29 protein-coding genes and 1 pseudogene are annotated in these 23,798 nt (G+C 69.8%); 15 read left to right on the top strand and 15 right to left on the bottom strand.

The window, feature by feature from the left end; all coding sequences use genetic code 11:
* Positions 1-89: 89 nt before the first annotated feature.
* Positions 90-1,520 (top strand): FAD-binding oxidoreductase, encoded by a 1,431-nt coding sequence (locus L942_RS27030; RefSeq protein ID WP_037365736.1) that lies wholly within the window; start codon positions 90-92, stop codon positions 1,518-1,520.
* 47 nt (positions 1,521-1,567) lie between these two features.
* Here the strand turns inward: L942_RS27030 and L942_RS27025 are convergent, their stop codons facing one another.
* Positions 1,568-2,014, bottom strand: coding sequence for a VOC family protein (locus tag L942_RS27025; protein WP_037365735.1), 447 nt, complete (start codon positions 2,012-2,014; stop codon positions 1,568-1,570).
* 106 nt (positions 2,015-2,120) lie between these two features.
* On the opposite strand from L942_RS27025, the gene L942_RS27020 reads away from it, so the two are divergent.
* The 3 genes and pseudogenes from L942_RS27020 to L942_RS45555 all read left to right on the top strand — a co-directional run bounded on the left by L942_RS27020 (position 2,121) and on the right by L942_RS45555 (position 4,139).
* Complete coding sequence (locus L942_RS27020; RefSeq protein WP_037365810.1) at positions 2,121-3,305, top strand: winged helix DNA-binding domain-containing protein; 1,185 nt, start codon at positions 2,121-2,123, stop codon at positions 3,303-3,305.
* Positions 3,306-3,518: 213 nt separating this feature from the next.
* Positions 3,519-3,788, top strand: a pseudogene (locus tag L942_RS45560) (LD-carboxypeptidase); the annotation flags it as partial.
* 21 nt (positions 3,789-3,809) lie between these two features.
* Positions 3,810-4,139: a hypothetical protein gene (locus L942_RS45555; protein ID WP_106965043.1), complete on the top strand. Its 330-nt coding sequence runs from the start codon at positions 3,810-3,812 to the stop codon at positions 4,137-4,139.
* Here L942_RS45555 and L942_RS27010 read toward each other — a convergent pair.
* Positions 4,132-4,596, bottom strand: coding sequence for a dihydrofolate reductase (locus tag L942_RS27010; RefSeq protein ID WP_037365733.1), 465 nt, complete (start codon positions 4,594-4,596; stop codon positions 4,132-4,134). The two genes, L942_RS45555 and L942_RS27010, sit on opposite strands and share 8 nt — an antisense overlap.
* 2 nt (positions 4,597-4,598) lie before the next feature.
* On the bottom strand, positions 4,599-5,396 hold the full coding sequence (locus tag L942_RS27005) for a thymidylate synthase (protein ID WP_037365732.1): 798 nt from the start codon (positions 5,394-5,396) through the stop codon (positions 4,599-4,601).
* A 91-nt stretch (positions 5,397-5,487) separates the two neighbouring features.
* Here L942_RS27005 and L942_RS27000 point away from each other — a divergent pair, with 91 nt between their 5' ends.
* Both L942_RS27000 and L942_RS26995 read left to right on the top strand, forming a co-directional pair.
* Positions 5,488-6,696, top strand: a complete 1,209-nt coding sequence (locus L942_RS27000) for a cytochrome P450 (protein ID WP_037365730.1) — start codon at positions 5,488-5,490, stop codon at positions 6,694-6,696.
* 58 nt (positions 6,697-6,754) lie between these two features.
* Positions 6,755-7,648 carry a hypothetical protein gene (locus L942_RS26995; protein ID WP_037365728.1) on the top strand — a complete coding sequence of 298 codons (894 nt, stop codon included), beginning with the start codon at positions 6,755-6,757 and terminating at the stop codon, positions 7,646-7,648.
* Between the two features lie 6 nt (positions 7,649-7,654).
* Here the strand turns inward: L942_RS26995 and L942_RS26990 are convergent, their stop codons facing one another.
* Entirely contained in the window at positions 7,655-8,155 is a 501-nt protein-coding gene (locus L942_RS26990; protein WP_037365724.1) for a DUF1453 family protein, read from the bottom strand.
* Between the two features lie 81 nt (positions 8,156-8,236).
* Here L942_RS26990 and L942_RS26985 point away from each other — a divergent pair, with 81 nt between their 5' ends.
* The 3 genes from L942_RS26985 (at position 8,237) to L942_RS26975 (ending at position 10,557) form a co-directional block, all read left to right on the top strand.
* A complete protein-coding gene (locus L942_RS26985) occupies positions 8,237-8,830 on the top strand; it encodes a TetR/AcrR family transcriptional regulator (RefSeq protein WP_037365721.1) in 594 nt (197 codons plus the stop codon).
* 251 nt (positions 8,831-9,081) lie between these two features.
* Positions 9,082-9,765 carry a papain-like cysteine protease family protein gene (locus L942_RS26980; protein ID WP_051166268.1) on the top strand — a complete coding sequence of 228 codons (684 nt, stop codon included), beginning with the start codon at positions 9,082-9,084 and terminating at the stop codon, positions 9,763-9,765.
* Positions 9,766-9,774: 9 nt separating this feature from the next.
* Entirely contained in the window at positions 9,775-10,557 is a 783-nt protein-coding gene (locus tag L942_RS26975) for a hypothetical protein (protein WP_037365718.1), read from the top strand.
* Here the strand turns inward: L942_RS26975 and L942_RS26970 are convergent.
* Together L942_RS26970 and L942_RS26965 are read right to left on the bottom strand one after the other, a co-directional pair.
* Positions 10,544-11,479: a helix-turn-helix domain-containing protein gene (locus L942_RS26970; protein ID WP_051166267.1), complete on the bottom strand. Its 936-nt coding sequence runs from the start codon at positions 11,477-11,479 to the stop codon at positions 10,544-10,546. The genes L942_RS26975 and L942_RS26970 overlap by 14 nt on opposite strands.
* Before the next feature lie 219 nt (positions 11,480-11,698).
* Positions 11,699-12,574 carry a LysR family transcriptional regulator gene (locus L942_RS26965; protein ID WP_037365715.1) on the bottom strand — a complete coding sequence of 292 codons (876 nt, stop codon included), beginning with the start codon at positions 12,572-12,574 and terminating at the stop codon, positions 11,699-11,701.
* A 107-nt stretch (positions 12,575-12,681) separates the two neighbouring features.
* On the opposite strand from L942_RS26965, the gene L942_RS26960 reads away from it, so the two are divergent.
* Both L942_RS26960 and L942_RS26955 read left to right on the top strand, forming a co-directional pair.
* Positions 12,682-13,071 carry a hypothetical protein gene (locus tag L942_RS26960; protein ID WP_051166266.1) on the top strand — a complete coding sequence of 130 codons (390 nt, stop codon included), beginning with the start codon at positions 12,682-12,684 and terminating at the stop codon, positions 13,069-13,071.
* Positions 13,068-14,642, top strand: a complete 1,575-nt coding sequence (locus tag L942_RS26955; RefSeq protein WP_037365712.1) for a multicopper oxidase family protein — start codon at positions 13,068-13,070, stop codon at positions 14,640-14,642. The genes L942_RS26960 and L942_RS26955 overlap by 4 nt, the downstream gene beginning before the upstream one ends.
* 230 nt (positions 14,643-14,872) lie before the next feature.
* Here L942_RS26955 and L942_RS43895 read toward each other — a convergent pair whose 3' ends face one another.
* Positions 14,873-15,178, bottom strand: a complete 306-nt coding sequence (locus L942_RS43895; RefSeq protein ID WP_037365710.1) for a hypothetical protein — start codon at positions 15,176-15,178, stop codon at positions 14,873-14,875.
* Between the two features lie 140 nt (positions 15,179-15,318).
* Here L942_RS43895 and L942_RS26945 point away from each other — a divergent pair, with 140 nt between their 5' ends.
* The 3 genes from L942_RS26945 to L942_RS26935 all read left to right on the top strand — a co-directional run bounded on the left by L942_RS26945 (position 15,319) and on the right by L942_RS26935 (position 17,400).
* Positions 15,319-15,894, top strand: a complete 576-nt coding sequence (locus tag L942_RS26945) for a TetR/AcrR family transcriptional regulator (protein WP_037365708.1) — start codon at positions 15,319-15,321, stop codon at positions 15,892-15,894.
* 61 nt (positions 15,895-15,955) lie between these two features.
* A complete protein-coding gene (locus L942_RS26940; RefSeq protein ID WP_037365705.1) occupies positions 15,956-16,669 on the top strand; it encodes an ABC transporter ATP-binding protein in 714 nt (237 codons plus the stop codon).
* Positions 16,666-17,400 (top strand): ABC transporter permease, encoded by a 735-nt coding sequence (locus tag L942_RS26935; RefSeq protein ID WP_037365703.1) that lies wholly within the window; start codon positions 16,666-16,668, stop codon positions 17,398-17,400. The genes L942_RS26940 and L942_RS26935 overlap by 4 nt, the downstream gene beginning before the upstream one ends.
* Here L942_RS26935 and L942_RS26930 read toward each other — a convergent pair.
* The 4 genes from L942_RS26930 to L942_RS26920 all read right to left on the bottom strand — a co-directional run bounded on the left by L942_RS26930 (position 17,397) and on the right by L942_RS26920 (position 19,903).
* Positions 17,397-17,963 carry a hypothetical protein gene (locus tag L942_RS26930; RefSeq protein ID WP_037365701.1) on the bottom strand — a complete coding sequence of 189 codons (567 nt, stop codon included), beginning with the start codon at positions 17,961-17,963 and terminating at the stop codon, positions 17,397-17,399. The two genes, L942_RS26935 and L942_RS26930, sit on opposite strands and share 4 nt — an antisense overlap.
* Positions 17,960-18,103 (bottom strand): hypothetical protein, encoded by a 144-nt coding sequence (locus L942_RS45020; RefSeq protein ID WP_200862926.1) that lies wholly within the window; start codon positions 18,101-18,103, stop codon positions 17,960-17,962. The genes L942_RS26930 and L942_RS45020 overlap by 4 nt, the downstream gene beginning before the upstream one ends.
* Positions 18,097-18,366 (bottom strand): hypothetical protein, encoded by a 270-nt coding sequence (locus L942_RS45015; RefSeq protein ID WP_200862925.1) that lies wholly within the window; start codon positions 18,364-18,366, stop codon positions 18,097-18,099. Before L942_RS45015 ends, L942_RS45020 begins: the two co-directional genes overlap by 7 nt.
* Before the next feature lie 61 nt (positions 18,367-18,427).
* Positions 18,428-19,903: a flavin-containing monooxygenase gene (locus L942_RS26920; RefSeq protein ID WP_037365696.1), complete on the bottom strand. Its 1,476-nt coding sequence runs from the start codon at positions 19,901-19,903 to the stop codon at positions 18,428-18,430.
* An 80-nt stretch (positions 19,904-19,983) separates the two neighbouring features.
* On the opposite strand from L942_RS26920, the gene L942_RS26915 reads away from it, so the two are divergent.
* A complete protein-coding gene (locus L942_RS26915) occupies positions 19,984-20,631 on the top strand; it encodes a TetR/AcrR family transcriptional regulator (protein ID WP_037365692.1) in 648 nt (215 codons plus the stop codon).
* 9 nt (positions 20,632-20,640) lie between these two features.
* Here the strand turns inward: L942_RS26915 and L942_RS26910 are convergent, their stop codons facing one another.
* From L942_RS26910 to L942_RS26900, 4 genes are all read right to left on the bottom strand, one after another.
* Positions 20,641-21,102, bottom strand: coding sequence for a GNAT family N-acetyltransferase (locus L942_RS26910; protein ID WP_037365690.1), 462 nt, complete (start codon positions 21,100-21,102; stop codon positions 20,641-20,643).
* A gap of 84 nt (positions 21,103-21,186) precedes the next feature.
* Complete coding sequence (locus tag L942_RS26905) at positions 21,187-22,767, bottom strand: ABC-F family ATP-binding cassette domain-containing protein (protein ID WP_037365688.1); 1,581 nt, start codon at positions 22,765-22,767, stop codon at positions 21,187-21,189.
* A gap of 158 nt (positions 22,768-22,925) precedes the next feature.
* A complete protein-coding gene (locus L942_RS45925) occupies positions 22,926-23,060 on the bottom strand; it encodes a hypothetical protein (protein ID WP_268745745.1) in 135 nt (44 codons plus the stop codon).
* Positions 23,061-23,229: 169 nt separating this feature from the next.
* A complete protein-coding gene (locus L942_RS26900) occupies positions 23,230-23,793 on the bottom strand; it encodes a class I SAM-dependent methyltransferase (protein ID WP_037365686.1) in 564 nt (187 codons plus the stop codon).
* Positions 23,794-23,798 lie beyond the last annotated feature (5 nt).

The following is a 23,798-nucleotide window of genomic DNA, read 5'->3' as shown; positions in this document are numbered from 1 at the left end:
GCTGGCGGCGTCGGACAAGGGGAAGCTCGAGGCGGGCCGGCGGGTTTCTTCCCGTGCGCGCGGGCAGCGGAGCAGTGGAGGGGTCGTCCATGACGTTGAGCCGTCGCCGTCTTTTGCGGCTGTCCGCGGTCGCGGCGGGGGCGGCCGTGGTCGGAACCGGATCCGTCGCGGAGGCTGCGGAAAAGGACCCGGACTGGGCCGCCCTGCGCAAACGGCTGCACGGCGCGCTGCTGCTGCGGAACGACGCCGGTTACGAGGAAATCCGCCCGCCGTTCAACCTTCTCTACGACGATCGCCGCCCGCCGGCGATCGCCCGCTGCGTCGACGCCGACGACGTCCGGCGGTGTCTGGAGTTCGCCGCGGAAAACCAGGTCAAGTTCGCGGCCCGCAGCGGAGGGCACAGTTACGTCGCGTATTCCACGCCCGGCAACGGATTGGTCGCGGACCTCAAGCTGATGAACCGCGTGGAGGTACGCCGGAACGGCACCGCGGTCATCGGCGCCGGAACGCGGTTGATCGACGTCTACCACGCACTCGCCGCCGAAGGTCGTGCGCTGCCGGGCGGCACCTGCGGCTCGGTGGGCATCGCCGGGCTCGCGCTCGGCGGCGGAATCGGCGTCCTGATGCGGAAGTACGGACTGACCTGCGACCACCTGGCCGAAGCGAAAGTGGTGACGCCCCGCGATTTCCGGGTGCGTTCGGCCGACCCGGGTTCGGACCTCGGCTGGGCGCTCACCGGCGGAGGCGGCGGCAACTTCGGGATCACCACGGAGTTCACCTTCGCCACCGTGCCCGCGCCGCCGCGGGTCACCGTGTTCGTGGTGAACTTCCCGGAAGGTTCGGGCACCGACGTCTACGGGGCCTGGCAGGACTGGATCACCGCCGCGCCGCGGGAGTTCTGGTCGAACATCTCGGTGCTCGGCGGCCCGCACCCGGCGGCAGGCGTCCCCGGCTGCCTGCTCGGCGGGCAGCGCCAAGCCCGCGAACTCATCGCCGACCTGGAACGCCGGGCCGGGGTCAGGGGCACCGTCACCGGGCTCCAGGAGACGGACTACCTGGGCGCGATGGATTTCTGGTCCGGAAGCCTCGCGCGGCGCCGATTCATGGCCGCTTCCCGCGTTCTGGCGAAGAAAGCCGACCCGGCGCGGTTGAGCGCGCTCGTCACCGGCGAGACCAAGATCGCGCTGGAAGTGAATCCGCTCGACGCGGCGGTCTCCGACGTCCGTCCCACCGACACCGCGTTCGCCCACCGCGGCGTCTTCGGCGACGTGCAGGTCTACCTCTCCGCCGATCCGGACGTCGACCGGGAGACCGCGAAACGCCAGGTGAACGACGTCCAGACGCGGCTGGCCGAATTCGCCACCGGCGGCGCTTACGTCAACTACCTCAACGACGACCAGAAGGACTGGCCCACCGCGTACTACGGGGTGAACCTCCCAGCACTCCGGGCGATAGCGGCGAAGTACGACCCGAGTGGGGTGCTCGCGTTCGAGCAGGGTCTCTCGCCGTGCCCGGCGTGAGAGCCGGTCTGCGGCCGGCGCAGGACTCCCGGCCGCAGACCGGCAGGCTAGGCGGCGACCTGCAGGATCCACGTGACGCCGAAGCGGTCCCGGAGCATGCCGAAGCCCGGAGCCCACCGCGACGGGCCGAACGGCTCGATGACCGTCGCGTCCTCGGACAGCCTCTTCCAGAACTCGCCGACTTCCCCGACCGAATCGCCGTCCACGGACAGGAAGAACTTCTCCGTGGTGATCGTCGTCCCGTTCTCCCGCTGGGTTTCGCCGACCGGCGCGGGACCGGTGCCGCCCGGGACGTCGTATGCCATCACCCGGAACCCGTTCTCGCCGACGACCTGTCCGAACACCACGTGGTCCGCGCCGGGAGCGTCCTTGGGCATCCCGAAGTCGCCGTACGTGGCGATCCTGCTCTCCCCGCCGAACACCGACCGGTAAAACTCGAGCGCTGCCCGGGCCTCACCCCGGAAGTTCAAGTGGGCGACGGCGTGCACTGCCATGATTCCGACTCCTCGATTCCCGCGCCGAACCCGTTCCGGCGCTGGAACCGAGGCTCGCAGCAGTAGCGGTCAGGAAGTGACCGCTACGTCCGGCATGATCGAAACCATGCGAACGGTGACCGACGACGAACGACGCGCCCGGATCGGGGTGCGGCATGCGCTGGCGACCGCCGCGCCCGGAGTGGAGGCCGCCGTCCGCGCGGTCACGTGTTTGCACGCGACTGAGGCCAGCAGCATCTACCTGTCCGCGTACGCGCGGTCTCGTGCCGACCGAGCGTCCATTTCGGACGCTTTGTTCGGCCGGCGGACTGTGGTGCGGCAGTTGGCGATGCGGCGGACCGCCTTCGCGTTCCCGGTCGATTTGCTCGCCGCGGCAAGGGGAAGCGCCTCCGCTCGCGTGGTCCGGCAGATGACCGCGCGGCTGGCCAAAGACGCCGAGCTGGCCGGAATCGACGACGGCCCAGCGTGGGTCGACCGCCGATGTGCGGAAGCACTCGAAGCGATCCGCGAAGCACCCGGGACCACCGCCCAGCTGCGCGCCCGTCTCCCCGAACTGAACACGCGGATCGCCGCCGAGGGACGGCCCACCGTGCTCGCCCCGGCGGGCTCCCGCGTGGTTTCCGTGCTCGCGGCGAGCGGTTCGGTGGTCCGCGGGGACAACGCTGGGCGCTGGCAGGTCTCGCGTCCAGTGTGGACAGCGGTGGAGCAGTGGCTTGGCGAAGATCCGGGCGTGCTCGACGAACGGGAGGGCTACCGGGAACTGGTGCGCCGGTGGCTGTGGTCGTTCGGGCCGGGGACCGAGGACGACCTGGTCTGGTGGCTCGGCGCGACGAAAACCGCGGTCCGCCGGGCACTGGACGACGTCGGCGCGACTCCCGCCCTGTTGGAGGACGGAACCCCGGCGTGGCTGCATCCCGACGATGCGGAGGAAGTCCGCCTCGACGAGGGGTGGGCCGCGCTGCTCCCCACTCTCGACCCGACCACCATGGGCTGGCGCCGCCGAGACTTCTACCTCGGCAACCGCGGCCCGCAGCTTTTCGACGGCGCGGGCAACGCCGGTCCGACCGCGTGGTGGAACGGGCGGATCGTCGGGACCTGGACACAGCAGCCGGACGGGACGGTGGAGGTCGTGCCGATCGAACCGGTGCCGCGCGCTGTCGCGGCGGCGTTGGAGGAGGAAGCGGCGAGGCTGACCGCGTGGTTCGACGGGGACGTGGTCGCTACCGGTTACGTACCGCCAATCGTCCGCGGCCGGGTCAGCCGGGGCTCCGGCGAAGCTTCGGCTCGGTAAGCGACAACCAAGCCACCGCCCGACCAACACCGCCCGCAACGATCCGCGGAGCCGGTTCAGCCGCCGTCCCGCCAACGAAGCCTCGGCTCGGCAACCGACAAACAAGCCAACCCACAACGCCAGTCCAACCCCTCGGCCCACCGACCCGCAACCAGGTCAGCCGCCGTCCCGCCGACGAAGCCTCGGCTCGGTAAGCGACGGCGGCTCGCCGACGGGATCGATTCCGCCGCCGTGCGCGCGGATCCCAAGCCGCTCATAGGGTTCAGCGACATCACCAACCTGCACCTCGCGCTGTGGCGGCACTGCCGGATCGCCGGGATCCACGCTTCCTTGCCGCCGCGCGCTCCGCCGGATCGTCCCGGCGGCTGTTGTTCGAAACCGAACCCACGACGCTGCACCGGGACCCGGACTCGCGCATCGCCGCGGTCTCGTTTCCCGGCACGGCCAGCGGGAACCTGGTCGGCGGCCATCTCGGCACCGTGACCGGGTTCATCCGGGGCCGGGCTGCCCAGTCCCGACGGCGCGATCCTTTTCCTCGAAGCCCCGCGCGCGATCGGGCTGGGCCAGGTCGACCGGCAGCTGACGCACCTCATGCGGTCCGGTTCGCTGCGCGGCGTGCGCGGGGTCGCGCTCGGCCGGTTTCTCGGGTTCGAGGACTACCCCGACCGCGGCTGGACCGTGCTCGACGTGCTGCGCGACCGGCTCGGCGCACTGGACGTCCCGGTGCTCGGGGGCCTCGACATCGGGCACGGCGACTCCCCGCTGTCGGTCCCGCTCGGGCCGATCGCGCGGCTGGACGGCGACACGCTCACGGTCGGGCCCGCGGTCAGCTAGGCCCCCAGCTCAGGTGCCGATAGTGCAGCCCGTTCTTCGACTCCTGCCATTCGCCGACGGTGTCCGGTTCGCGGCCGATCTCCGGCGCGCAGACGTCGCCCTCGAAAGATTCGCGGAGTTCGGTCACCTCGATCCGGTCGGCGAACGGCAGCGACTCCTGGTAAATCCGCGCGCCGCCCATCACCCATACGTCGCCGTCCGCGGCCGCAAACGCTTGCGCCAGGTCGGGGAACGTCTCCGCGCCTTCCTGCGGCGTGCGGGACACCACCAGGTTCCGCCGTCCCGGAAGCGGCCGGAAGCGCTCCGGCAGCGACTCCCACGTGCGCCGCCCCATCAGCACCGTCGCGCCCGCGGTCACGGTGCGGAAGTGCTTCATGTCTTCCGGAAGGTGCCACGGCAAGGCGTTGTCGCGGCCGATGACGCCGTTCGCCGCCTGCGCCCAGATGAGCCCGATCATGCTCACACCGCCACCGGAGCTTTGATGCCGGGGTGCGGGTCGTAGCCCTCCAGCGAAATGTCCTCGTAGCGGTAGTCGAACAGGCTCTCCGCCGGCTTCAGGCTCAGCGTCGGGAACGGCCGCGCGTCCCGGGAAAGCTGCTTGCGCACCTGCTCGACGTGGTTGTCGTAGATGTGGCAATCCCCGCCGGTCCAGATGAAATCGCCGACGCGCAGGCCGACCTGGTCCGCGATCATGTGCGTGAGCAGGGCGTAGCTCGCGATGTTGAACGGGACGCCGAGGAACAGGTCCGCGCTGCGCTGGTACAGCTGGCAGGACAGTTCGCCGTCGGCGACGTAGAACTGGAAGAACGCGTGGCACGGCGGCAGCGCCATCCGCGGGATGTCTCCGACGTTCCACGCCGACACGATGATGCGCCGCGAATCCGGGTTCTCCCGCAGAGTGCGCAGAACCTCGCTGATCTGGTCGATGTGTCCGCCGTCGGGCGTCGGCCAGGACCGCCACTGCACGCCGTACACCGGGCCGAGGTCGCCGTCCTCCGCCGCCCACTCGTCCCAGATCGTGACGCCGTGCTCGCGCAGCCAGTTGACGTTCGAGTCGCCGCGCAGGAACCACAGCAGTTCGTACGCGATGGACCGGAAGTGCACTTTCTTGGTGGTGATCAGCGGGAATCCGTCGGCCAGCCGATAGCGCAGCTGGTGCCCGAAGATCGACCGCGTGCCCGTACCGGTGCGGTCGCCCTTCTCGGCCCCGGTGTCGAGCACGTGCTGAAGCAGGTCTTCGTACTGCGTATCCGGCATGCCCGGATGGTAGTCGAGCCAGCGGCGTGTCAGCGGGATATCAGCCGCCGCGGTGACGCTGGTCGCACCACCACAGAGAGGGGATCCGCAGATGACCCGCCCACCCGGCCTGCCGCTCGAGCGCGACGCAGGACCGTTCGCCCCGCCGTCCGCCATCACTCGGCTGCGGGAGACCCGGCCGGTGAGCCCGCTGAAGTTCCCCGACGGGCACGACGGCTGGCTGGTCACCGGCTACGCCGCGGTCCGCCAGGCGCTCGCCGACCCGCGGTTCAGCTCGCGCCAGGACCTCGGCCCGGTGCACGTGCCCTACGAAACGCCGAGCATGCCCGAGGCGCAGGAGGAGTTCGATCCGTCACCGCAGGTGCCCGGCTTGTTCATCACGATGGACCCGCCGGACCACACCCGGCTGCGCCGGAAGCTCACCGGCGCGTTCACCGTGAACCGGATGAAACGGCTCGAGGAGCACATCACCGAAATCGCGCGGCACCAGCTGGAGCATCTCGCCGGATGCCCGAAGCCGGCCGATCTGGTGACGGAATTCGCTCTCCCGGTTCCGTCACTGGTGATTTGCGAAATGCTCGGGGTCCCGTATTCCGACCGGGAGACGTTCCAGAAGAATTCCGCGCAGATGATGCTCCGGGACCAGAGTGTCGAGGACAAGATGGCCGCCTGGACGGCGCTCACGTCGTATCTCGGGAAGCTGGCGGCCGAGAAGCGCGCGGATCCCGGCTCCGACATCCTGTCCGACCTGGCCCGCGACGACGACCTGAGCATCGAGGAACTCGTCGGGATCGGCTTCCTGCTGCTGCTCGCCGGGCACGAAACGACCGCGAACATGCTGGCGCTGGGCACTTTCGCGCTGCTGGAGAACCCGGAGCAGATGGCCGCGCTGCGCGCCGACCCGGACCTGATTCCCGGCGCGGTCGAGGAACTGCTGCGTTATCTCACGGTGGTCGACGTCCTGTTCCGTTACGCGTCCGAAGACCTCGAACTCGGCGGCGAAAAGATCAGCAAGGGCTCGACAGTGCTCGTTTCCATGCTGGCCGCCAATCGCGATCCGGCGCATTTTCCCGAAGGCGACGCTCTCGATGTCGAGCGGAAAGCGCGCACGCATTTGTCGTTCGGGCACGGCGTGCACCAATGCCTCGGCCAGCAGCTCGCCCGGATCGAAATGCGCGCGGGATTCGCCGGACTGCTGCGCCGCTTCCCGACGCTCGCCCTCGCGGTCCCGCCGGACGAGGTGCCGCTCCGTACTGGCATGAACATCTACGGCGTCCACAAGCTGCCGGTGACCTGGTGACGCCAGGCCGTCAACGGATCAGTTGACGTATGTGTCGTCAACCGATACGTTGACGGCCATGTCCGATTCCGTGCGCGCACTGGCCACCCGGTACTTCCGGCAACGCGAGAACCCGTTCCTCAGCGAGCTGGTGCACGCGGCGAGATCCGGTCGCCACCCCGGCGAAGACCTCAGTGCCGAGGACGCGGCCGGAGCGTTGCACCTGGTCCCGGACGTCCGGCAAGACCTGGACCGCGCCGAGGTCACGCTGATCGAAGCGGTGCTCGACCGAGGCTGGACCTGGGAGCAGCTCGGGGCGGAGTACGGCAACCGGTCCAAGCAGGCGATGCAGCAGCACTACCGGCGGCGCGGCGGGAAACGTTCCTGGCCAGGCAAGGAACGCCCGCCGCGCACCGAGTCGCCGCACCGGCTGACCGACGAAGACCTGGACCCGGCCGAGGTGGCGAAGGTGCGCGAGGCGATCAGCGCGTTGCTCGCCACCGCGCACGACGTCGCCGAAACCCACACCGTCGACGGGGCGTGGACCCCGGGCGAACCCGTCCTCGAGGAGATCTCGGCGATCGGACTGGATCCGTTGCCCCGCTTGGAAGTCGCGTGCCGCGCCGCCGCGAAGGCCATCGAAGACATGGTCGTCGCGGGCTGGGAACGCCGGGATCCCGGATGCGAACAGCGGTGCCGGCGGTCGTGGACGGTGCGGCTCGACGACGAGATGCGGGACATGGCGTCCTGGCTCGACCGGGAACCGCAAGGGAGACTTCTCCCCCGCGTCGACCGGCCCCTGACCGTCGGGACCACCACCGCCGAACGGGAGGACCACCTCGAAGTCGCGGCCGAGGACGTCGAGCAGATGCGGGAATCGATCAGCCTGACCCTCGCCCGGCTCGAAGCCCACCGCGCCGTGTTCGACCAGGTCATCGAGGAATTGCGGCGGCGGCAGGCCGAACTTTCCTGAACGGATTCACCGCGACCGCAGCAGTTTGTCCCACGGCCGTTCCTTGTCCGTCGCGAACGGCAGATCCGAGCGCAGCCCGCGCGGAATGAGCACCAGCGCCTCACCCGCGAAGCTGACGCCGATCGCCAACTGGTACGGCCGCGCCTGTTCGTGCATCCCGAATTTCACCGCCAGCACAGTGAATCCGGCCGACGCGGCGACACCGAGCACGAACAGCGCGAGGCTCGATTTCCGGTAGCGCTGCCACAACTCGCCGTTCTTCGCATACAGCCGGATCGTCGCGCCGCGCGCCGCGCCGAAGGTGAGACCGACCACGCAGCCGCCGACGATCCACCACACGTCAAAACCGGTCACCTCCGGGAAGCCGACCACCCCCGCGATGCCGATCGCGATCAGCACCGCCGGCGGCGCGACGACGTCGCGCCAGTTCAGCGGCTCCCCGAGCGCCCGGAACACCAGCGTCACCACGACGCCGCCGACCAACCCCGCCAGCACCCATCCGCCCATCGCGGCCCTCCCCGAGCAACCCCACTATTTGGCACACTCATGCCAAATCCATCGTGGCATCGTCGTGCTATAAACACAACCATGCCGAAGATCGTGGTGCCGGAAGACCGGCGGAAGGCCGTCAGCGAGGCCGTGGTCCGGGTGGTCCGCCGCTCCGGCGTCGAGGGCGCGACCCTCGGCAACGTGGCCAAGGAAGCCGGCCTCGCGATCGGTTCGATCCGGCATTACTTCGCCGACCACGAAGCGATGATGCTCTTCACCATGGAGCAGCTCGGCCACCGGATCGGCGAGCGGGTAGCGGTGCGCGCGGACAAACTGCTCGCCGCCGAAACCGGCCGCCGCACGCTGGTCGAAGACCTGCTCTCCGAATTCCTCCCGCTCGACGAGGACCGCCGGGACGAAGCCGTGGCCTGGCTGGCGTTCACCGTCGCCGCCCGGACCCGCCCGGCGTTCCGCGAGAGCGCCGACGCGCAGCACCAGTTCCTGCGCGACCTGATCACGCGGATCCTGCGCGAGTCCGTCGCGCTCGGCAAGCTGCCCGGGGAACTGGACATAACCGTGGAGTCGGTCCGGCTGTCCGCGGTGCTCGACGGCCTGACCATGCAGGCGGTGCTGCACCCGGAATCGACGCCTCCGGAACTGCTCCGGGAGGCGCTGCGGCGAAGCCTGCCGTAGTCGCGGGTCCCTTGTGGACCGACGAGCTCGAGCGCGATTCATCGCTTGTGAACGTGCGGTGAATATTGCGAATTACCTGTCGCCGCGGTGCGCGAAACCGCGGCGGGGCCGGTCATTTCCCCGCGAAAGCCGCTGTGAACACTCACACCGCGTGCCGGAGCCGTTGCTCTGCGGGAGCGGGCGAGCACACAGTGATGCTCGGCCGGGGCACCCCGGCGAGCTCCCTTCCCCGTCTGGCACAAGGAGATTCGATGGATTACCGACCCACCCGGCGGACCGTCCGGATAACAGTGGCGACCGGGGCGGCCGCGCTTGCCGTGGCGCTGCTGCCGGGCACCGCGCTGGCCCAGTCGAACGGCGACGCGAGCAAGCCGGACGGCCTGATCAAGACCGCCACGCACACCCAGGTGCGGGAAGTCCAGCCGCTCGGCGGGCACCTGAGCCGTGCCGCGCTGCCCGTTTCGAAGCAGCTCGAATACAACCAGCAGGTGCAGGAAAACGACCAGTGGTGCTGGGCCGCCGACGGCTCCAGCATCGAGCAGTCGCAGGGCGGCACCGCCACCCAGGAGGAATTCTGCGCGGCGGGCAAGGGAACGCAGCCCGGGTACTGCCCGAACGAGGGCGGCCAGATCTACGAGATCGTGCAAGGCTTCCAGGGCACCGGGTTCTCCGCGCAGGACGCGAACGGGCCGATCAGCTACTCGTCGATCCAGAACCAGGTCAACTCCGGAATCCTGAACCTGACCGGCATCTACTGGACCTCCGGCGGCGGGCACGCCGAGGTGATCTACGGATACGACAGCTCGAACCAGTCGCTGATGGTCGGCGACCCGTGGCCGAGCTACGAGCGGTACCAGACCTGGGACTACAACTCCTACCGCAGCAACGCCCAGTTCACCTGGAACGACACCGTCGTGAACATCAAGAAGGGCTGACCGGCCGCCATGGGTGAGATCTGCCGGAAGTTCGCCGCCGGCGCGGCGATCGCGGTCGCGGCGCTCCTGTCCGCCGGTCCCGCCGAGGCCGCCGGGGCCTCGTGGGTCGCGCCGCCGTCGGAGCAGGACGTCGCGGCCGCGGTCAAAGCCGCGGAAACGACGCGCGCGATCAGTTTCGCCACGTCGAACTTCCGGCAGGCCGGCCACGCCGATCCGGGCCGGATCACCCTGGGGCACCGGGGTTTCCCGGTCTACACGCTCAATCCCGGCTTCGTCGCCGGGAACCCGGGAGCGCCGGCCGGGGTGCTGCGGGCGATCGCGGTGACCGCCACCGCGGCCACCGGCGCGAAAGCCACCCTCCGCGCCGCGCCCGACCGCTCCGCGCCGAGCGGCTGGTCGGTCGGGAACGTGCTGTCCGGCGACGACGAGGAACGGCTGAGCGCCCGGCTGCGCCCGGGGTCGGTGCTGCTGAACGAACCGCAGATCAACGGGTGGTACGACCTCGGCCGCGACGGCGTCGTGCTGCTGCAGGCCAGCCTTCCGCAGTCGCCGGTCGGCCAGTTCACCCCGATCGCCGAGTACCAGCGGCAGGTGCACTCCCGGTACGCCGACAAACTGCCCGGCTCGGATTACCAGCGGGGCGGCGGGATCGGGTTCAAGCAGACCCTCCAGCGCGACACCGGACCGGCCGGTTCGCTCGTCGTCGGGCTGATCGTGCTCGGCTCCTCGGTGGCGATCGGCGGCGCGTTCCTGGGGTGGCGCTGGACGAGACGGCGGATCAATCCCAAATGAGATCGACCCCGGCGATGCCGACGCCGAGTTCCTCGAAGTAGGCGCTGATCGTGTTTCCCGGCCCGCAGAACAGCGGCTCGCGGACCAGCAGCTCGAGGTCTTCCCTCGGCCGGACGGTCCGCAGGCAGCGCGCGGGCAGCGCGGCCGGGTGGAAGCGCAGCCGCAGCAGGTACGCCGACATGCGGGAGCGCACGACGCGGTGGAAATTCCCCGGCCGGACCGAGGCGGCCGGACGCAGCGTGAAGCCGAACGTGTGCGTCTCGCCTTCGGCGAGGCCCCGGTCGAAGAGCAGCTCGAACACCATTCCGGCCGACCGCGCGCTGCGGCGCACCCGCCCGACCCGGCAGCCGTCGACCGCGACGATCTCCGTCGCCGTGACGTCGCTGCCCTCCTCGTCCTGGTGCGTGACCAGGAAGCTGTCCGGCCCGGATCTTCGGGCCCGCACCACCATGGTCGACGAGATCTCCTGGGTCCGGCCTTGCGCGCCGAGCGTCAGCACGTCGACCACCGTCGCGACGTCCAGGTCGGCGTTCTCCTCGACGCCGGGCGTTCCGCTCAGCTCCTCGCGCAACGCGAACGTTTCGGCCCAGCTCTGCTGGAGCTCCGGCAGCGACGGGCGGCGGTCGGCGTCCGCGGTCCGGTGCGGCCCGATCAGCACGACCAGGCTGTCCGGCGGCAGGTTCAGCACCGACTCCAGAGCGCGCACGACATCGAGCGACCGGGGCGCGGACGGACTGCGCAGACCGCGCTGCCAGTAACTCAGCGTCGACTCGGCGACCGAGACCCCGTGCGCGGCGAGATGGGCGCGAAGCCGCGAAAGGGACAGTCCGCGCCGGTCGACGGCCTCGGACAACGCACGGTGAAACGGGCCGGACCGGACTGTTCGCGCCGACCACCGGACCGCCAAGCTCTGCTGCTGCATCTGGCTTCCCCTGCTCGTGCCGAATAGCTGTTCAGCATGAGCAGTTCGGCACCGGGCATCAACCGCCCATGGTCGAGAATCGGGCAAATCACCCCGCCCGCGGAGGCTCGGCCGTCCTCGAAATCGCGTCAAACAGCGCAGTCGCTCGTCGTCCAGCCGGTCTAAGCGAGTTGATCCGCTGAGCACGGTTCCGCGACTCGCACCCACCAGGAGCAAGCGTCAGGAGGCGAAGTAGGCGATCGCGAACTCCGTCAATCGCTGTGCCGCCGCGGAAAGGTACGTGTCCGCGCGCCGCACCACGGTCAGCGTCCGGTAGCAGTCCGGAACATCCAGCCGCAGCCCGACAGCCGTCTCCTCTTTGGCGGCCTGTCGGGCGACCTCCGGCACCAGGCCGATTCCCAGGCCGCTCGCGATCAGCTGGCCGGTGGCGCCGGGTTCGTCGCTCTCGCAGGAGTAGTTCGGTTCCAGCCCGGCCGCGGCGAAGAGGCGGTCGGCGAGGGTGCGCGGCCAGTAGCCGGGGCGCGTGGTCACCATGGGTTCGTTCGCGAGATCCGCCATCCGCACGCGTTTGCGTCCCGCGAGCCGGTGCGTGCTGGGCACGGCGAGCAGCACCTCCTCGCGGAGCAGCTCCTTCGCCTCCAGGCCCGGCTGCTGCAGCGGCTGCGAGGCGAAGCACAGGTCGACCTCGCCCGCGCACAGCTGCTGCGCCATGGTCTCCGCCGACGACTGGTACAGCCGCAGCTCGACGCCGGGGTACTCGGCACGGAAGGCGCTGATCAGGCCGGTGAGCGTGAGCAGGGTCTCCGAGGCGACGGCGACGCGGCCGTGGTCCAGACCAGCCAGGTCGACGAGTTCCTGGCGGGCGTCGTCGAGTTCGCGCAGGGCCCGGTCGACGCGGCGCAGGAACGTGGTGCCGAAGTGGTTGAGCCGCAGGCCCCGCCCGGCCCGTTCGAACAGCGGCACGCCCAGATCCGCCTCCAGGCGCGCGATCGCCCGGCTCAGCGACGGCTGGGCGATCCGCAGTTCGGCCGCCGCCTGGCTGAGGTGGCCGCGGTAGGCGACCGCCTGGAAGTAGCGCAGTTGCAGCAGGTCCATCTGATAGCTCCGAGGTCATGAATACATGGCGAATTTGGTCTTGGACGGCATGAGAAGGTGAGCTTAGCGTCTGAACGGGGGAAGACCTACGCGCACAAGGGGGAACGGTGGCTGAAGCGGCCCTGACCCGCGGGCGGACGTCGCTGGTGGTGCTGCGGGCGGTCGTGACGGTGCACGCCGTCGCGATTCTCGGCCAGCCAGTGTTCGCCGGGCGGTATCTGATCGGCGATTACGACATGCTGGCGATGCACGAACTCGGCGCGAACATCGTGTCGACGGTCGCGCTGGTGCAGCTCGTGCCTGCCGCGCTGTACTGGTGGCGCGGCGGCGTCCAGTGGCCGTTCTGGGCGAGCCTGGCGCTGGCCGGCGGCGAGACCGCGCAGTACTTCGCGGGCCTGGCCGGTGCGCTCGACCTGCACATTCCGCTCGGCGTCGCACTGGTCGCGATCGCGCTCGGGACGCTGTTCGGCATCTGGCGGACTGGAGCACGGCGATGAGCGGGATGTCGCGGCGCCGGTTTCTCGGGCTGGCCGGCGGGGCCGGAGTGGTGCTCACGGCCGGGTTCGTCACCCCGAAGCTGTTGCGTCCGGCCGCCGCTACCGGTGAGCTGCTGACCAGCGAAGTGCCGCTGCCGCAACCGTTTCAGGTGCCGTTGCCGCTGCCCCCGGTGCGGCAACCGGTATCGCGCGACGGTGGCGTCGACCGGTACGAAATCGTGCAGCGGGCGAGCACCGCGGAAATCCTCCCGGGGTTGCGGACGCCGATTTGGGGCTACGAAGGCATTTTCCCGGGACCGACGATCGAGTCTCGCAGCGGGCGGACGACGATTGTCCAGCACCGCAACGAACTTCCGGTGCCGACCGTCGTGCACTTGCACGGCGGACGCACGCCGCCGGAGTCCGACGGCTACGCCACCGACCTCGTCCTGCCCGCCGACGGGCGGTATCTGGCCAGTGCCGGGCACGGGCATTCCGGGATGGCCGATCCGGACGCCGTGGTCACCACCGGAACCCGCGAGTACACCTATCCGTTGCGGCAGAAGGCCGCGATGCTCTGGTATCACGACCACCGGATGGATTTCACCGGCCCGGCGGTGTATCGCGGGCTCGCCGGGCTGCACGTCGTCCGCGACGCCGAGGAAGACGCCCTGCCGCTGCCGCGGGGGGAGCGAGAAATCCCGCTGATGATCACCGATCGCGCGTTCGCCGAAGACGGTTCGATGCGATACCCGTCGCTGGATCCGTCGTTGCGGAGCGTGCCGGGAGTCGAAGACGCTTACGCGGCAGGCGTTCTCGGTGACGTGCTGCTGGTGAACGGTGCGCCGTGGCCGGTCGCGGAGGTGTCGGCGACCCGGTACCGGCTGCGGTTCCTCAACGGTTCCAACGCTCGCCGGTACGACCTCGCGCTCAGTCCACCGCCGCCGACCGGGCCCGCGTTCACGCAGATCGGCTCGGACCAGGGCCTGCTCGACAGCCCGCGCGGCCACGAGCATCTGCCGATCGCGCCCGCCGAACGGTACGACGTGGTGACCGATTTCGGCGCCTACCCGGTCGGCACCGAGGTGACGCTGGTCAATCGTCTCGGCACCGGGTCCACCGCACAGGTAATGCGTTTTCGCGTCACCCGGCGCGCGAAAGACGACAGCCGCATTCCGGCGAAACTGTCCGAAATGGAGCGTCTCGATCGAGCACAAGCGACAGTGACGCGCGAATTCGCGTTCCGAAGCGGACAGGTCAACGGCAGGCACGGCTGGACCATCGGCGGCGAGGCGTTCACTCCGACCAAGATCGCCGCACAGCCGAAACTCGGCGACGTCGAGATCTGGCGCTTCGTCGCGGATCTGCACCATCCCATCCACCTGCATCTGGTGCACTTCCAGGTGCTTTCCCGCGGCGGCAAGGCTCCCGCACCGCACGACGCGGGCCGCAAGGACACTGTGGACCTTCGACCCGGCGAAGCGGTCGAGGTGATCGCGCGGTTCGACGGGTACCGGGGCCGGTACATGTTCCATTGCCACAACGCCGAGCACGAGGACATGGGAATGATGGCCACGTTCCAGACCGTCTAGCGTGGTCTCCGACCGGGTCGAGTTCGTCCTGCGGAACCGCTCGCCCGCGGTCCCCTGCGCATTGCGGACCGGCCTCGTCAGATCGCACCGTTCCGGAGCGCGTAGGCGACCGCGTGCGTCCGGTTGCGCAGTTCCAGCCGTTACGACAGGTCGTGGAGGACCTTCTTCACCGCGCGTTCGGAGAAGGAGGCCATCGGCCAGCAGACGCAGCACGTCGATTCCCCGCTGGGTCAGGTCGGACCTGTGCGTAGGACGCGGTTCCATCGGACGGCGGAAATGGCTGAGCACCGTGCCCAGTGCCGCCGGAGGCAGGATTCCGCCGCCGCCGGGCCCCCGGCTTCCTCGTCGACAAGCAGGACCACCGGAGCGGCTACCGACAGCAGCTCGGCCGCGACGACGAGCACGTCCGCCGCGTCGTCCACCACGGAAAACTCCGGCCGCGCCAACAGCCAGCTCCGGATCCCGGTCTCGGTCAGGGGATCCGAGGCTCGAATGACCACCCGGACCGCGGTCTCGTGCCCCGCCGTCCCGTTCATCCCGCTCCCCCTCCCCGCCCGGTCCTCCCGAAACTACGGCCCCGGCGGGGCGACCGGCGATCCCGCGCGGGGTAAAGATCAGGTACAGCCAGCTGTACCGCCCATGGTCCCGCGATACTGGGGAGGACGAAAGGACGCCGATGGCACGGACGGGACGCCGCCCCGGGCAGACCGAAACGCGCGAGGCCATTCTGGCCGCCGCGCGGGACCTGTTCGGCCGGAACGGGTACGAGGGCGCGACGATCCGCGCGATCGCCGCCGAAGCCGGGGTGAATCCCGCACTCGTGCACCACTTCTTCGGCAGCAAGGACCAGGTGTTCGCGACCGCGCTGCATCTTCCGGTCGACCCCGGCGTCGTGGTCTCCGCGATCCTCGACGGCCCGCGCTCCGAGGTCGGGGAACGGCTCGTCCGGCTGTTCCTGACCCTGTGGGAAACGCCAGCGTCGCGCGATGCGTTCTTCGGCGTGCTGCGTTCGGTGTCCACCACCGAGCAGGCCGCGGACATGCTGCGCGGCTTCATCCAGGGCGCGCTGCTGGACAAGATCGCCACCGCGCTCGACATCCCGCCGCTGCGCGTCACCGGCATCGCCGCCCAGCTCGTCGGGCTCGCCATGGTCCGCTACGTCGTCCAGGTCGAACCGCTTGCCGGGGCCGGGCACGAGGACGTCGTCGCGTTGCTCGCGCCCGCGGTGCAGCAGTACGTCGACCGCGTCTGACCTCGACCGATCTCCTCGCCCGCGCTTGACAGGGAAATTCCGCGCGCGCAGAATTAACCGCATGATTAATTCCGCGGTGGTCATCGACGGCCTGCGCGTCGTGCGCGGTGGCCGGGAAGTGCTGCGCGACGTGAGCTTCCGCGTCGAGCCCGGTTCGGTCACCGGGCTGCTCGGGCCGAGCGGCTGCGGGAAGACCACGCTGATGCGCGCGGTCGTCGGCGTGCAGGTGACCCACGGCGGCACGGTCACGGTGCTCGACGAACCGGCCGGAAGCCGCCGGCTGCGCAAGCGGATCGGGTACGCCACGCAGGCCCCGGCGGTCTACGCCGACCTCACGGTCACCGAATCGCTGCGCTACTTCGCCTCCGTGCTGGGCGCACCCTCGCGTTCGGTGGCCGAGGCGATCGAGCAGGTCGGCCTCGGTTCGCACGCCGACGCGCTCGTCGGCCGGCTCTCCGGCGGCCAGCGCAGCCGGGCGAGCCTCGCCGTCGCGCTGCTCGGCCACCCCGAGCTGCTCGTGCTCGACGAGCCGACCGTCGGCCTGGACCCGCTGCTGCGCGAGCATTTGTGGAACGTTTTCCATCGCCTCGCCGCGGACGGCACGACGCTTCTGGTGTCCAGCCACGTCATGGACGAAGCCGCCCGGTGCACGCGGCTGCTGCTGATGCGCGACGGTGCGCTGCTCGCCGACGATTCACCGGACGCCTTGCGCGCGGCCACCGGCGAACAAGACCTCGAACGCGCGTTCCTGCACCTGGTGAAGGCTCAGCGATGACTGTCTCGATCACTCTCGCCACCACCCGCCGCATCCTCGCCCAGCTGCGGCACGACCCACGCACCGTCGTCATGCTCATTTTGGTGCCGACGTTGCTGATGCTGTTGCTGCGCTTCGTGTTCAACTCGGCCGCGGTGTTCAGCCGGATCGCGCCCGCGCTGCTCGGCGTGTTCCCGTTCGTGATCATGTTCCTGATCGCGTCGATCACCACCCTGCGCGAACGCACCGCGGGCACCCTGGAACGGCTGATGACCTTGCCGCTGGGGAAATTCGACCTGCTCGCCGGGTACGCGCTGGCGTTCGGACTGGTCGCGGTGCTGCAGGTGGCGGTCGCGACGGCGGTCAGCCTGTGGTGGCTCGGGCTGACCGTGGCCGGTTCGGTGTGGTCGCTGCTGCTGATCACCGTGCTCGACGCGTTGCTGGGAATGGCGCTCGGCCTGTTCGTGAGCGCGTTCGCGACGAGCGAGTTCCAGGCCGTGCAGTTCATGCCGCTGTTCGTGCTGCCGCAAACGTTGCTGTGCGGGCTTTTCCAGCCGCGCGACCAGATGGGCTGGGTGCTGCACTGGCTGTCGGACGTAATGCCGCTGTCCTACGCCGTCGAAGCGCTGACCCAAGTGACGCACAGCTCGGACTGGACCACGACGCTGACTCGCAACATCCTCGTCGTATTCGGCTGCGCGATACTGGCTCTGGCGCTCGGGGCGGCGACACTGCGCCGTCGCACCCCTTAGAGCCGCCGCGCCGCAGCCTCGTAAGCCGCGCGGTTGCGGCTGAGCCACTTCTCGAAGTACTGATCGGACTGGGCATAGACGTATCCCGGCGGTACGAACAAAACCGCGAAGACCACGAAGGTGCCGAGTCCGATGCTCGCCAGTTTCAGCTCCGCATGCGGCGGGTTGCTGGACATCATGGACAGTCCACATACGACAGTTGCGAAAAGGCCCATTCCCGCCGCGGCAAAGAAAGCCCCGCGTACATTCCCCGGCGTGCGGCCAGCGGGCGGACGCGAACCAGGGACCAGCGCACGTTCCGTCGCGGGCCTGCGACGCCAGAGCAAGACGCTGCCGAGCCACAGCACCGCGAAGAAAATACCGCCCGCCAGGCTGAACCCTCCGGCGACGGAATGGACCGGCACGCCGACCAGAAGTCCGGCGAAGCCGAAAAGCCCGGCGAGGCTGGCCGTCATCACCCGGTAGACCCGCCGCGTGGTGACGATCGCCCGCAGCCGAGCGGTGTAGTCGCGCAGCCGTTGTTCGGGAGTGTCCGCGACCGCGCGGACCTGGTATCCGCTCATGGCTCGCGGACGAACCCCGCCGCGCGGAGCCGCTCGGTCTCGCGGACGTCGATGCTCACCCGGACCTGCTCCGCCCCGGCCGAATCGCCGGTCAGCGCGCCCGCCACCAGAAGCACGAACCCGAGCGTGCGGATCAGCATCGCCCAGCCCGCCTTGCCGAGCCCGATCCGGCCGCCGCGTTCGGCTCGTCGGCGGCGTGCCGGTAGCAGGCCACCGCGCCCCCGACCGCGATCGCCACGACCAGGAGAAGATCGACCAGCCACGTCCGAAACGCGGCCCACGTCCGCGCCTCGACATAAAGGGTGCCGTCTTCGGACGCGCGGACCCGCGCCGCGGTTTCCCGGCCGAGGACGGCTTCCGCCCGCGTGCGGAGCCGGGCCAAGACGTCGTGCTCAGTCTTCACGCCATCCTCGACGCCGATCACCGGCCGGAGGTTCCCCGGACCGGCGAACCTCACCCGGGGCTCAGGCGAAGCTGTAGTCCTCCAGCGGGAACCGCGCCGCCTCGCGGTGTGCGCTGATCGTCGAGGTCGGCCGCAGCAGGGTCGCCTCGCCGTGCTGGTTGAAGTAGTAGCTGTTGGCCGTCGCGCACTGGCCGAGCGCGAACACCGAGTGCCCGACCTTGCGCTTCATCCGGTCGAGGAACTCGTCGTTCGCCCGCTGGGTCACCTCGAACACTTCCGAGCCGCGGGCGCGCATCCCCTTGAACAGCCGGTCGATGTGCTTCATCTGGCATTCGATGGTCGTGAAGTACGACAGGCCGCTGTAGGAATACGGGCTGTTGAGCGAGATCAGGTTCGGGAACCCGGGCACGGTCACGCCCTCGTAGGCCTGGAACCGGTTGTCCCGCCACCATTTCCCGAGGTTTTTGCCGTCCCGGCCGATGATCTCGATCGCCGGGAAGTTCGTGTCCCACAGGTTGAAGCCGGTGGCCAGCACGAGCGTGTCGATCTCGGTGCGCTTGCCGTCCGCGGTGACGATCCCGGTCTCGTCGATCCGCTCGATGCCGGTGGTTTCGAGGTGCACGTGCGGGCGGGTGAAGGCCGGGAAGTAGTCGTTGGAGAACGTCGGCCGCTTGCAGCCGAACGAGTAGTCCGGCGTCAGCTTGCGGCGCAGTTCGGGGTCGCGGACCTGGCGGTACAGATGCGCGCGGCACCAGCGTTCGGCGATCCGGTTGGCTCCGCGGAACTGCCGGTACTGCACGACGCCGGAGATCATCATCAGCTCCAGCACCGAACTGCCCGCCAGCCGCGCCGCGCGCTGCACCAGCGGCAGCCTCGCGAACGCCTGCTGCAGCGGCTTCGGCACGGCGTAGTCCGGCTTCGGGCTGACCCAGATCGGCGTGCGCTGGTAGACGGTCAGTTCCGCGGCGACCTTGGCGATCTCCGGGATGAGCTGGACGGCCGTCGCCCCGGTGCCGATCACCGCGGCGCGTTTGCCGGCCAGGTCGTAGCTGTCGTCCCACGCGGTGGTGTGGATGACCTTGCCGGCGAACCGGTCGATGCCCTCGATGTCGGGCATCTTCGGCTGCGAGAGGAATCCGGTGGCGGTGAGCAGGTACTTCGCGGTGACCGTCTCGCCGCCTTCGATGCTGACCCGCCAATGCGAGCCGTCCCAGGTCGCGCCGGTCACCACGGTGCCGAAGCGCATCGAGGCGCGCAGGCCGTACTTGTCGGCGACGTGCTCGGCGTACTTCTTCAGCTCCGCGCCCGGCGCGAACAGCCGTGACCAGTACGGATTGGGTTCGAACGAGTAGGAGTAGGTGGACGACGGGATGTCGACGGCCAGCCCCGGGTACCGGTTCACGTGCCAGGTCCCGCCGAGGTCGTCCTCGCGGTCGAGAATCAGCAGGTCGCGGTAGCCGAGGCGGCGGAGCTGGATGGCCGCCCCCATGCCGCCGAAGCCCGCGCCGACGATGACTGCGTCGTACTGCGCGTCCATGCCCGACCTCTCGTTCGGAACTACGTGTCAGTAACGGAACGGTATGTCACTCCGGCGGGCTTGGCAATACACTGCAGTGCGTGACAGCCGAGTCCCAGGAGAGCGCCCGCCTCACCCGCGCCGAGCGCAAGAAGCAGGAACTGCGCCGCGAGATCATCGACGCGGCGTTCGATTGCTTCGCCGACCTCGGCTACCACGCCACCGGCATCTCCGACATCGCCACGAAGCTCGGCATCGGGCACGGCACCTTCTACCGTTACTTCCAGAACAAACGCGACATCGTCGACCACGTCATCGACGACCTGGTCGCCCGCATCGTCACCGCGCTCACCGCGGAGAACGCCCCGGACGCGGTATCCACTTTGGACGCCTACCGCGAGCAGACCGCCCGGATCGGCGACGCGCTGGCGCAGATCTTCGGCGAGGACCCGCGCGTCCCGCGGCTGCTGCTGTTCGAAGCCGCCGGTATCGACAAAGCGATGGCGGCGCGGGTGCTGGACTTCTTCGAGCTGGCCACCGAGCTGACCGCGGCGTATCTGTCGCACGGCGTGGAACTCGGGTACCTGCGCGCGGACCTGGACATCGAGAACAGCGCGCGGGCGATCAACGGGATGATCCTGGCGTCGGCGATCGCCTCGCTGCGCGACCCGGATCCCGACGCACAACGCCGGCTGAGCGAGGCGGTGCGGCGGATGATGTACGACGGGATCGCGGCCCGGCAGGAGTGAGGCCAGGCTTCAGAGCTGGCGCGTCAGGTAGGTGCTGTTCGGGTCGTCCCGGTAGCTGCCGAACGGTGCGCACGGTGTGAAGCCCGCTCGCAGGTACAGCGCGCGGGCCGGAGCGAAGAACTCCATGCTGCCGGTTTCCAGCGAGACGCGTTCGATGCCGCGGTCTTTGGCGTCCTGAAGCAGGTGGTCCAAGAGCGTGCGCGCGATGCCTTCGCCGCGCCGGGCGGGGTCGGTGCGCATGCTTTTCAGTTCCTCGTGCCGTGGTTCCAGCGCGGCGAGCGCCGCGGTGCCGACGAGGTGCCCGTCGTCCTGGACGGTCCAGAGCCGGACCTCGGGACGCTGGAGCGCGGCCAGGTCGAGGGCGTGCCGGCTCTCGGGCGGAGCGGTCGGGGCGAGGTCGGCCAGGTGCGCCTGCAGGAAGGTCCGGAGTTGTGGGTTCGCGAAGTCGGCGCGCTCGATCACCAAAGGCATGGCGCAAGCCTGCCTCGCGAATGTTTCGCGGTGGTTAGCGACCAATGTGGCGTTGAGCGCACCCAACGCCACATTGGTCCCGGCCTAGAGCGCCAACCGCGGCCAGGAAGCCGTGTCTCGCAACAACTGCCGGTCGTGGGTGGCCACCACCACCGCGACCGGAGCGGAATGCAGCGCATCGGTCAGCTCGTCGACCAGCGTCGCCGACAGGTGGTTCGTGGGCTCGTCCAGCAGCAGCACCTGCGGGCGCGCCGCCAGTACCAGCGCCAGGTCCAGCCGTCGCCGGGCCCCGGTCGACAGCTCGGCGATCGGGCGGTGCCGGTCGTAGCCGCTGAGCAGGCCGAGGTCGGCCGAACCTGGGAAGCGTTGCTCGAGCAGTTCCGCCGCGGTCCGCCGGGCGGGCAGGTCGGATTCCTGGCCCAGCCACCCGATCCGCACCGATCGGGCGTGTGTGACCGTGCCCGACGTCGGCGCCAGCGCTCCGGCCAGCACCGCCAGCAGCGTCGACTTCCCGGCCCCGTTCCGGCCGGTGACGACTAGCCGGTCCCCGCCGCCGACGGTCAGGTCGACCGGATGGTCCAGCCGGCCGGCGACGGTCACCCCGGCGGCCCGCAGCGCGACTGTTCCTTGGTGCTGCGGCAGTTCCGGCATCGCGAACCGGGCCGGTGGGGGTGGAACAGCCACGACGTGGGCGCTCAGTTCCTCCTGCCGCCGGTGCACGGCGCGAACCAAACCGGGTGCCCGAGTCGCGCGGGTGTGCCTGCCGTGCCCCTTTTCCGGACGCCAACCGTCGCGCAATCGGTTCTGCGCAGCGGAAAGGTCGTCCGCCAGCCGCTTCCGTTCCGCGAGTTGCTCGGCGTGCAGCGCCTCCCAGCGAGCCCGTTCGGCCTGCCGGGCTTCGCCGTACGCCGCGTAGCCGCCGCCGTAAAAACGCGGGCGTCCGTCGCTCGACGGGTCGAGGTCCAGCACGGACGTGGCGACGTCGGCGAGCAACGCGCGGTCGTGGCTGACCAGCACAACCGCGCCCGGGTACGCGCGCAGGCGTTCGGTGAGGTGCGCGAGACCTGCCGCGTCGAGGTGGTTGGTCGGCTCGTCGAGCAACAGCACGGAATGTCCCGCGCCGAGCAGGCACGCCAGCCGGACCCGATGCCGCTGCCCGACCGACAACGTGCCGAGCGGACGGCTCCGATCGTCTACCGCGTTGAGCGCGGCCAGCGAGACCTCGACTCGCCGGTCCGCGTCCCAGGCGTCGAGCGCTTCGGCGTCCGCGAGCGCGGCGGCGAACGCGTCGTCCGCACCGGGTTGCCCTTCGGCGAGCGCGGACGTCGCGGCTTCCAAACAGGCCAGCGCGTTACGCACGGCGGCCAGCTCGAGGTCGATCAGATCGCCGACGGTTTCCTGTTCTCCCAACGGAATCTGCTGGTCGGCCACGCCGATCGCGCCCGCGCGCCGGACCTCGCCGCGATCGACCGGCTGCGTCCCGGCCAGCACGCGCAACAGGGTGGTCTTGCCGCGCCCGTTCTCGCCGACGACGGCGACCCGGTCACCGGCCGCCGCGACCAGGTCGACGCCAGCGAGCACCGGACGGCCGCCGAAGGTGACGTGGACGTCGGACAGCCGGACGTGCGCCGTGCGCACGAGCGCAGGCGAAAGCGGAGATGTCATGAGGGAAATGCCTCCGAGGAAAGGTGATGAGCAGCAACGACGAGGGCCGGTGCCGCGAACGCGCGCGGTACCGGTGGAGGCGGTGATCCCTCAGAGGTAGAGCTGGTGCTGTATCACGCTCGCCAGGGTAAAGATCGCCCCGGAGGCACGCACCCGATTTAACGGTGCACGGCGCGCGCCGCCAGCACGATCGGCAGCGGAGAGCCGGCCTCGGCGAACCGTTCGAGAGACTCGGGCAACGGCCAGTGCGTCGCCCCGACCTTCACTCCGCCCGGCCGCAGGGCCCTGGTCACGGCGGCGTGCGCGCCAGTGCCACAGCCGATCCCCAGACACCTGCCGCTTCCCTTGCCCGGAAGCCGCGCAGCGACAGCGGGACCAGCTCTCAACTGCCGGAACTCGTGCTTGTGTCCTTCCGCGACCTCGGCATAGCCCACCACGGCTCCGCTGAGCTACCGAACGCGATTACACCTTCAGCGAAGAAACCTTTCGCGCACAGAGAATCGTGTCGTGCAATTCCCCGCCGTGCACCTTCCGCGTGCGGTTCTCGGCGACCGTGATCTCCCACTGCTCCGGGTCCAGGCCGACGTCCTGGACGGTGATCGTCGCCTCCGGTGGATGCAGTTCCCTGTGGTGATGCCCGACAACGAGCAGCGTCCCGCCCGGCGCGACCCACTCCGCGAGCCGCTCGAACAACGGGCCCGCGGCGTGCACGTAATGCGTGGCGACGAGGTCGAACTGCTCGTTCGGAGTCCACTTCAGCAGGTCAGCGCACACCCACTCGACGGCGCTCGACCGTTCGCGCGCATGCCGCAGCACTTCCTCGGACAGGTCGACCGCCGTCACCTGCCATCCGTTTTCGGCGAGCCAGACCGCTTCGGTGCCCTCCCCGCAACCCGCGTCCAGCGCGCGTCCGGGCGGAAGTTTCCCTGCCTCCGCGACCAGCTGCGGATGCGGTCCGAGCCGCGCGTGCCCGGCGGCGGCTGCCCAGTGCTCGTCCCAATAGGACTGATCGAATGCGTGCGGCACAACGG

Origin of the sequence: Amycolatopsis orientalis DSM 43388 (assembly GCF_000411975.1) — a bacterium.
Classification (GTDB): Bacteria; Actinomycetota; Actinomycetes; order Mycobacteriales; family Pseudonocardiaceae; genus Amycolatopsis; species Amycolatopsis orientalis_D.
The sequence above is the reverse complement of the archived record's forward strand: the minus strand, read 5'-3'. Positions and strand labels throughout refer to the sequence as shown.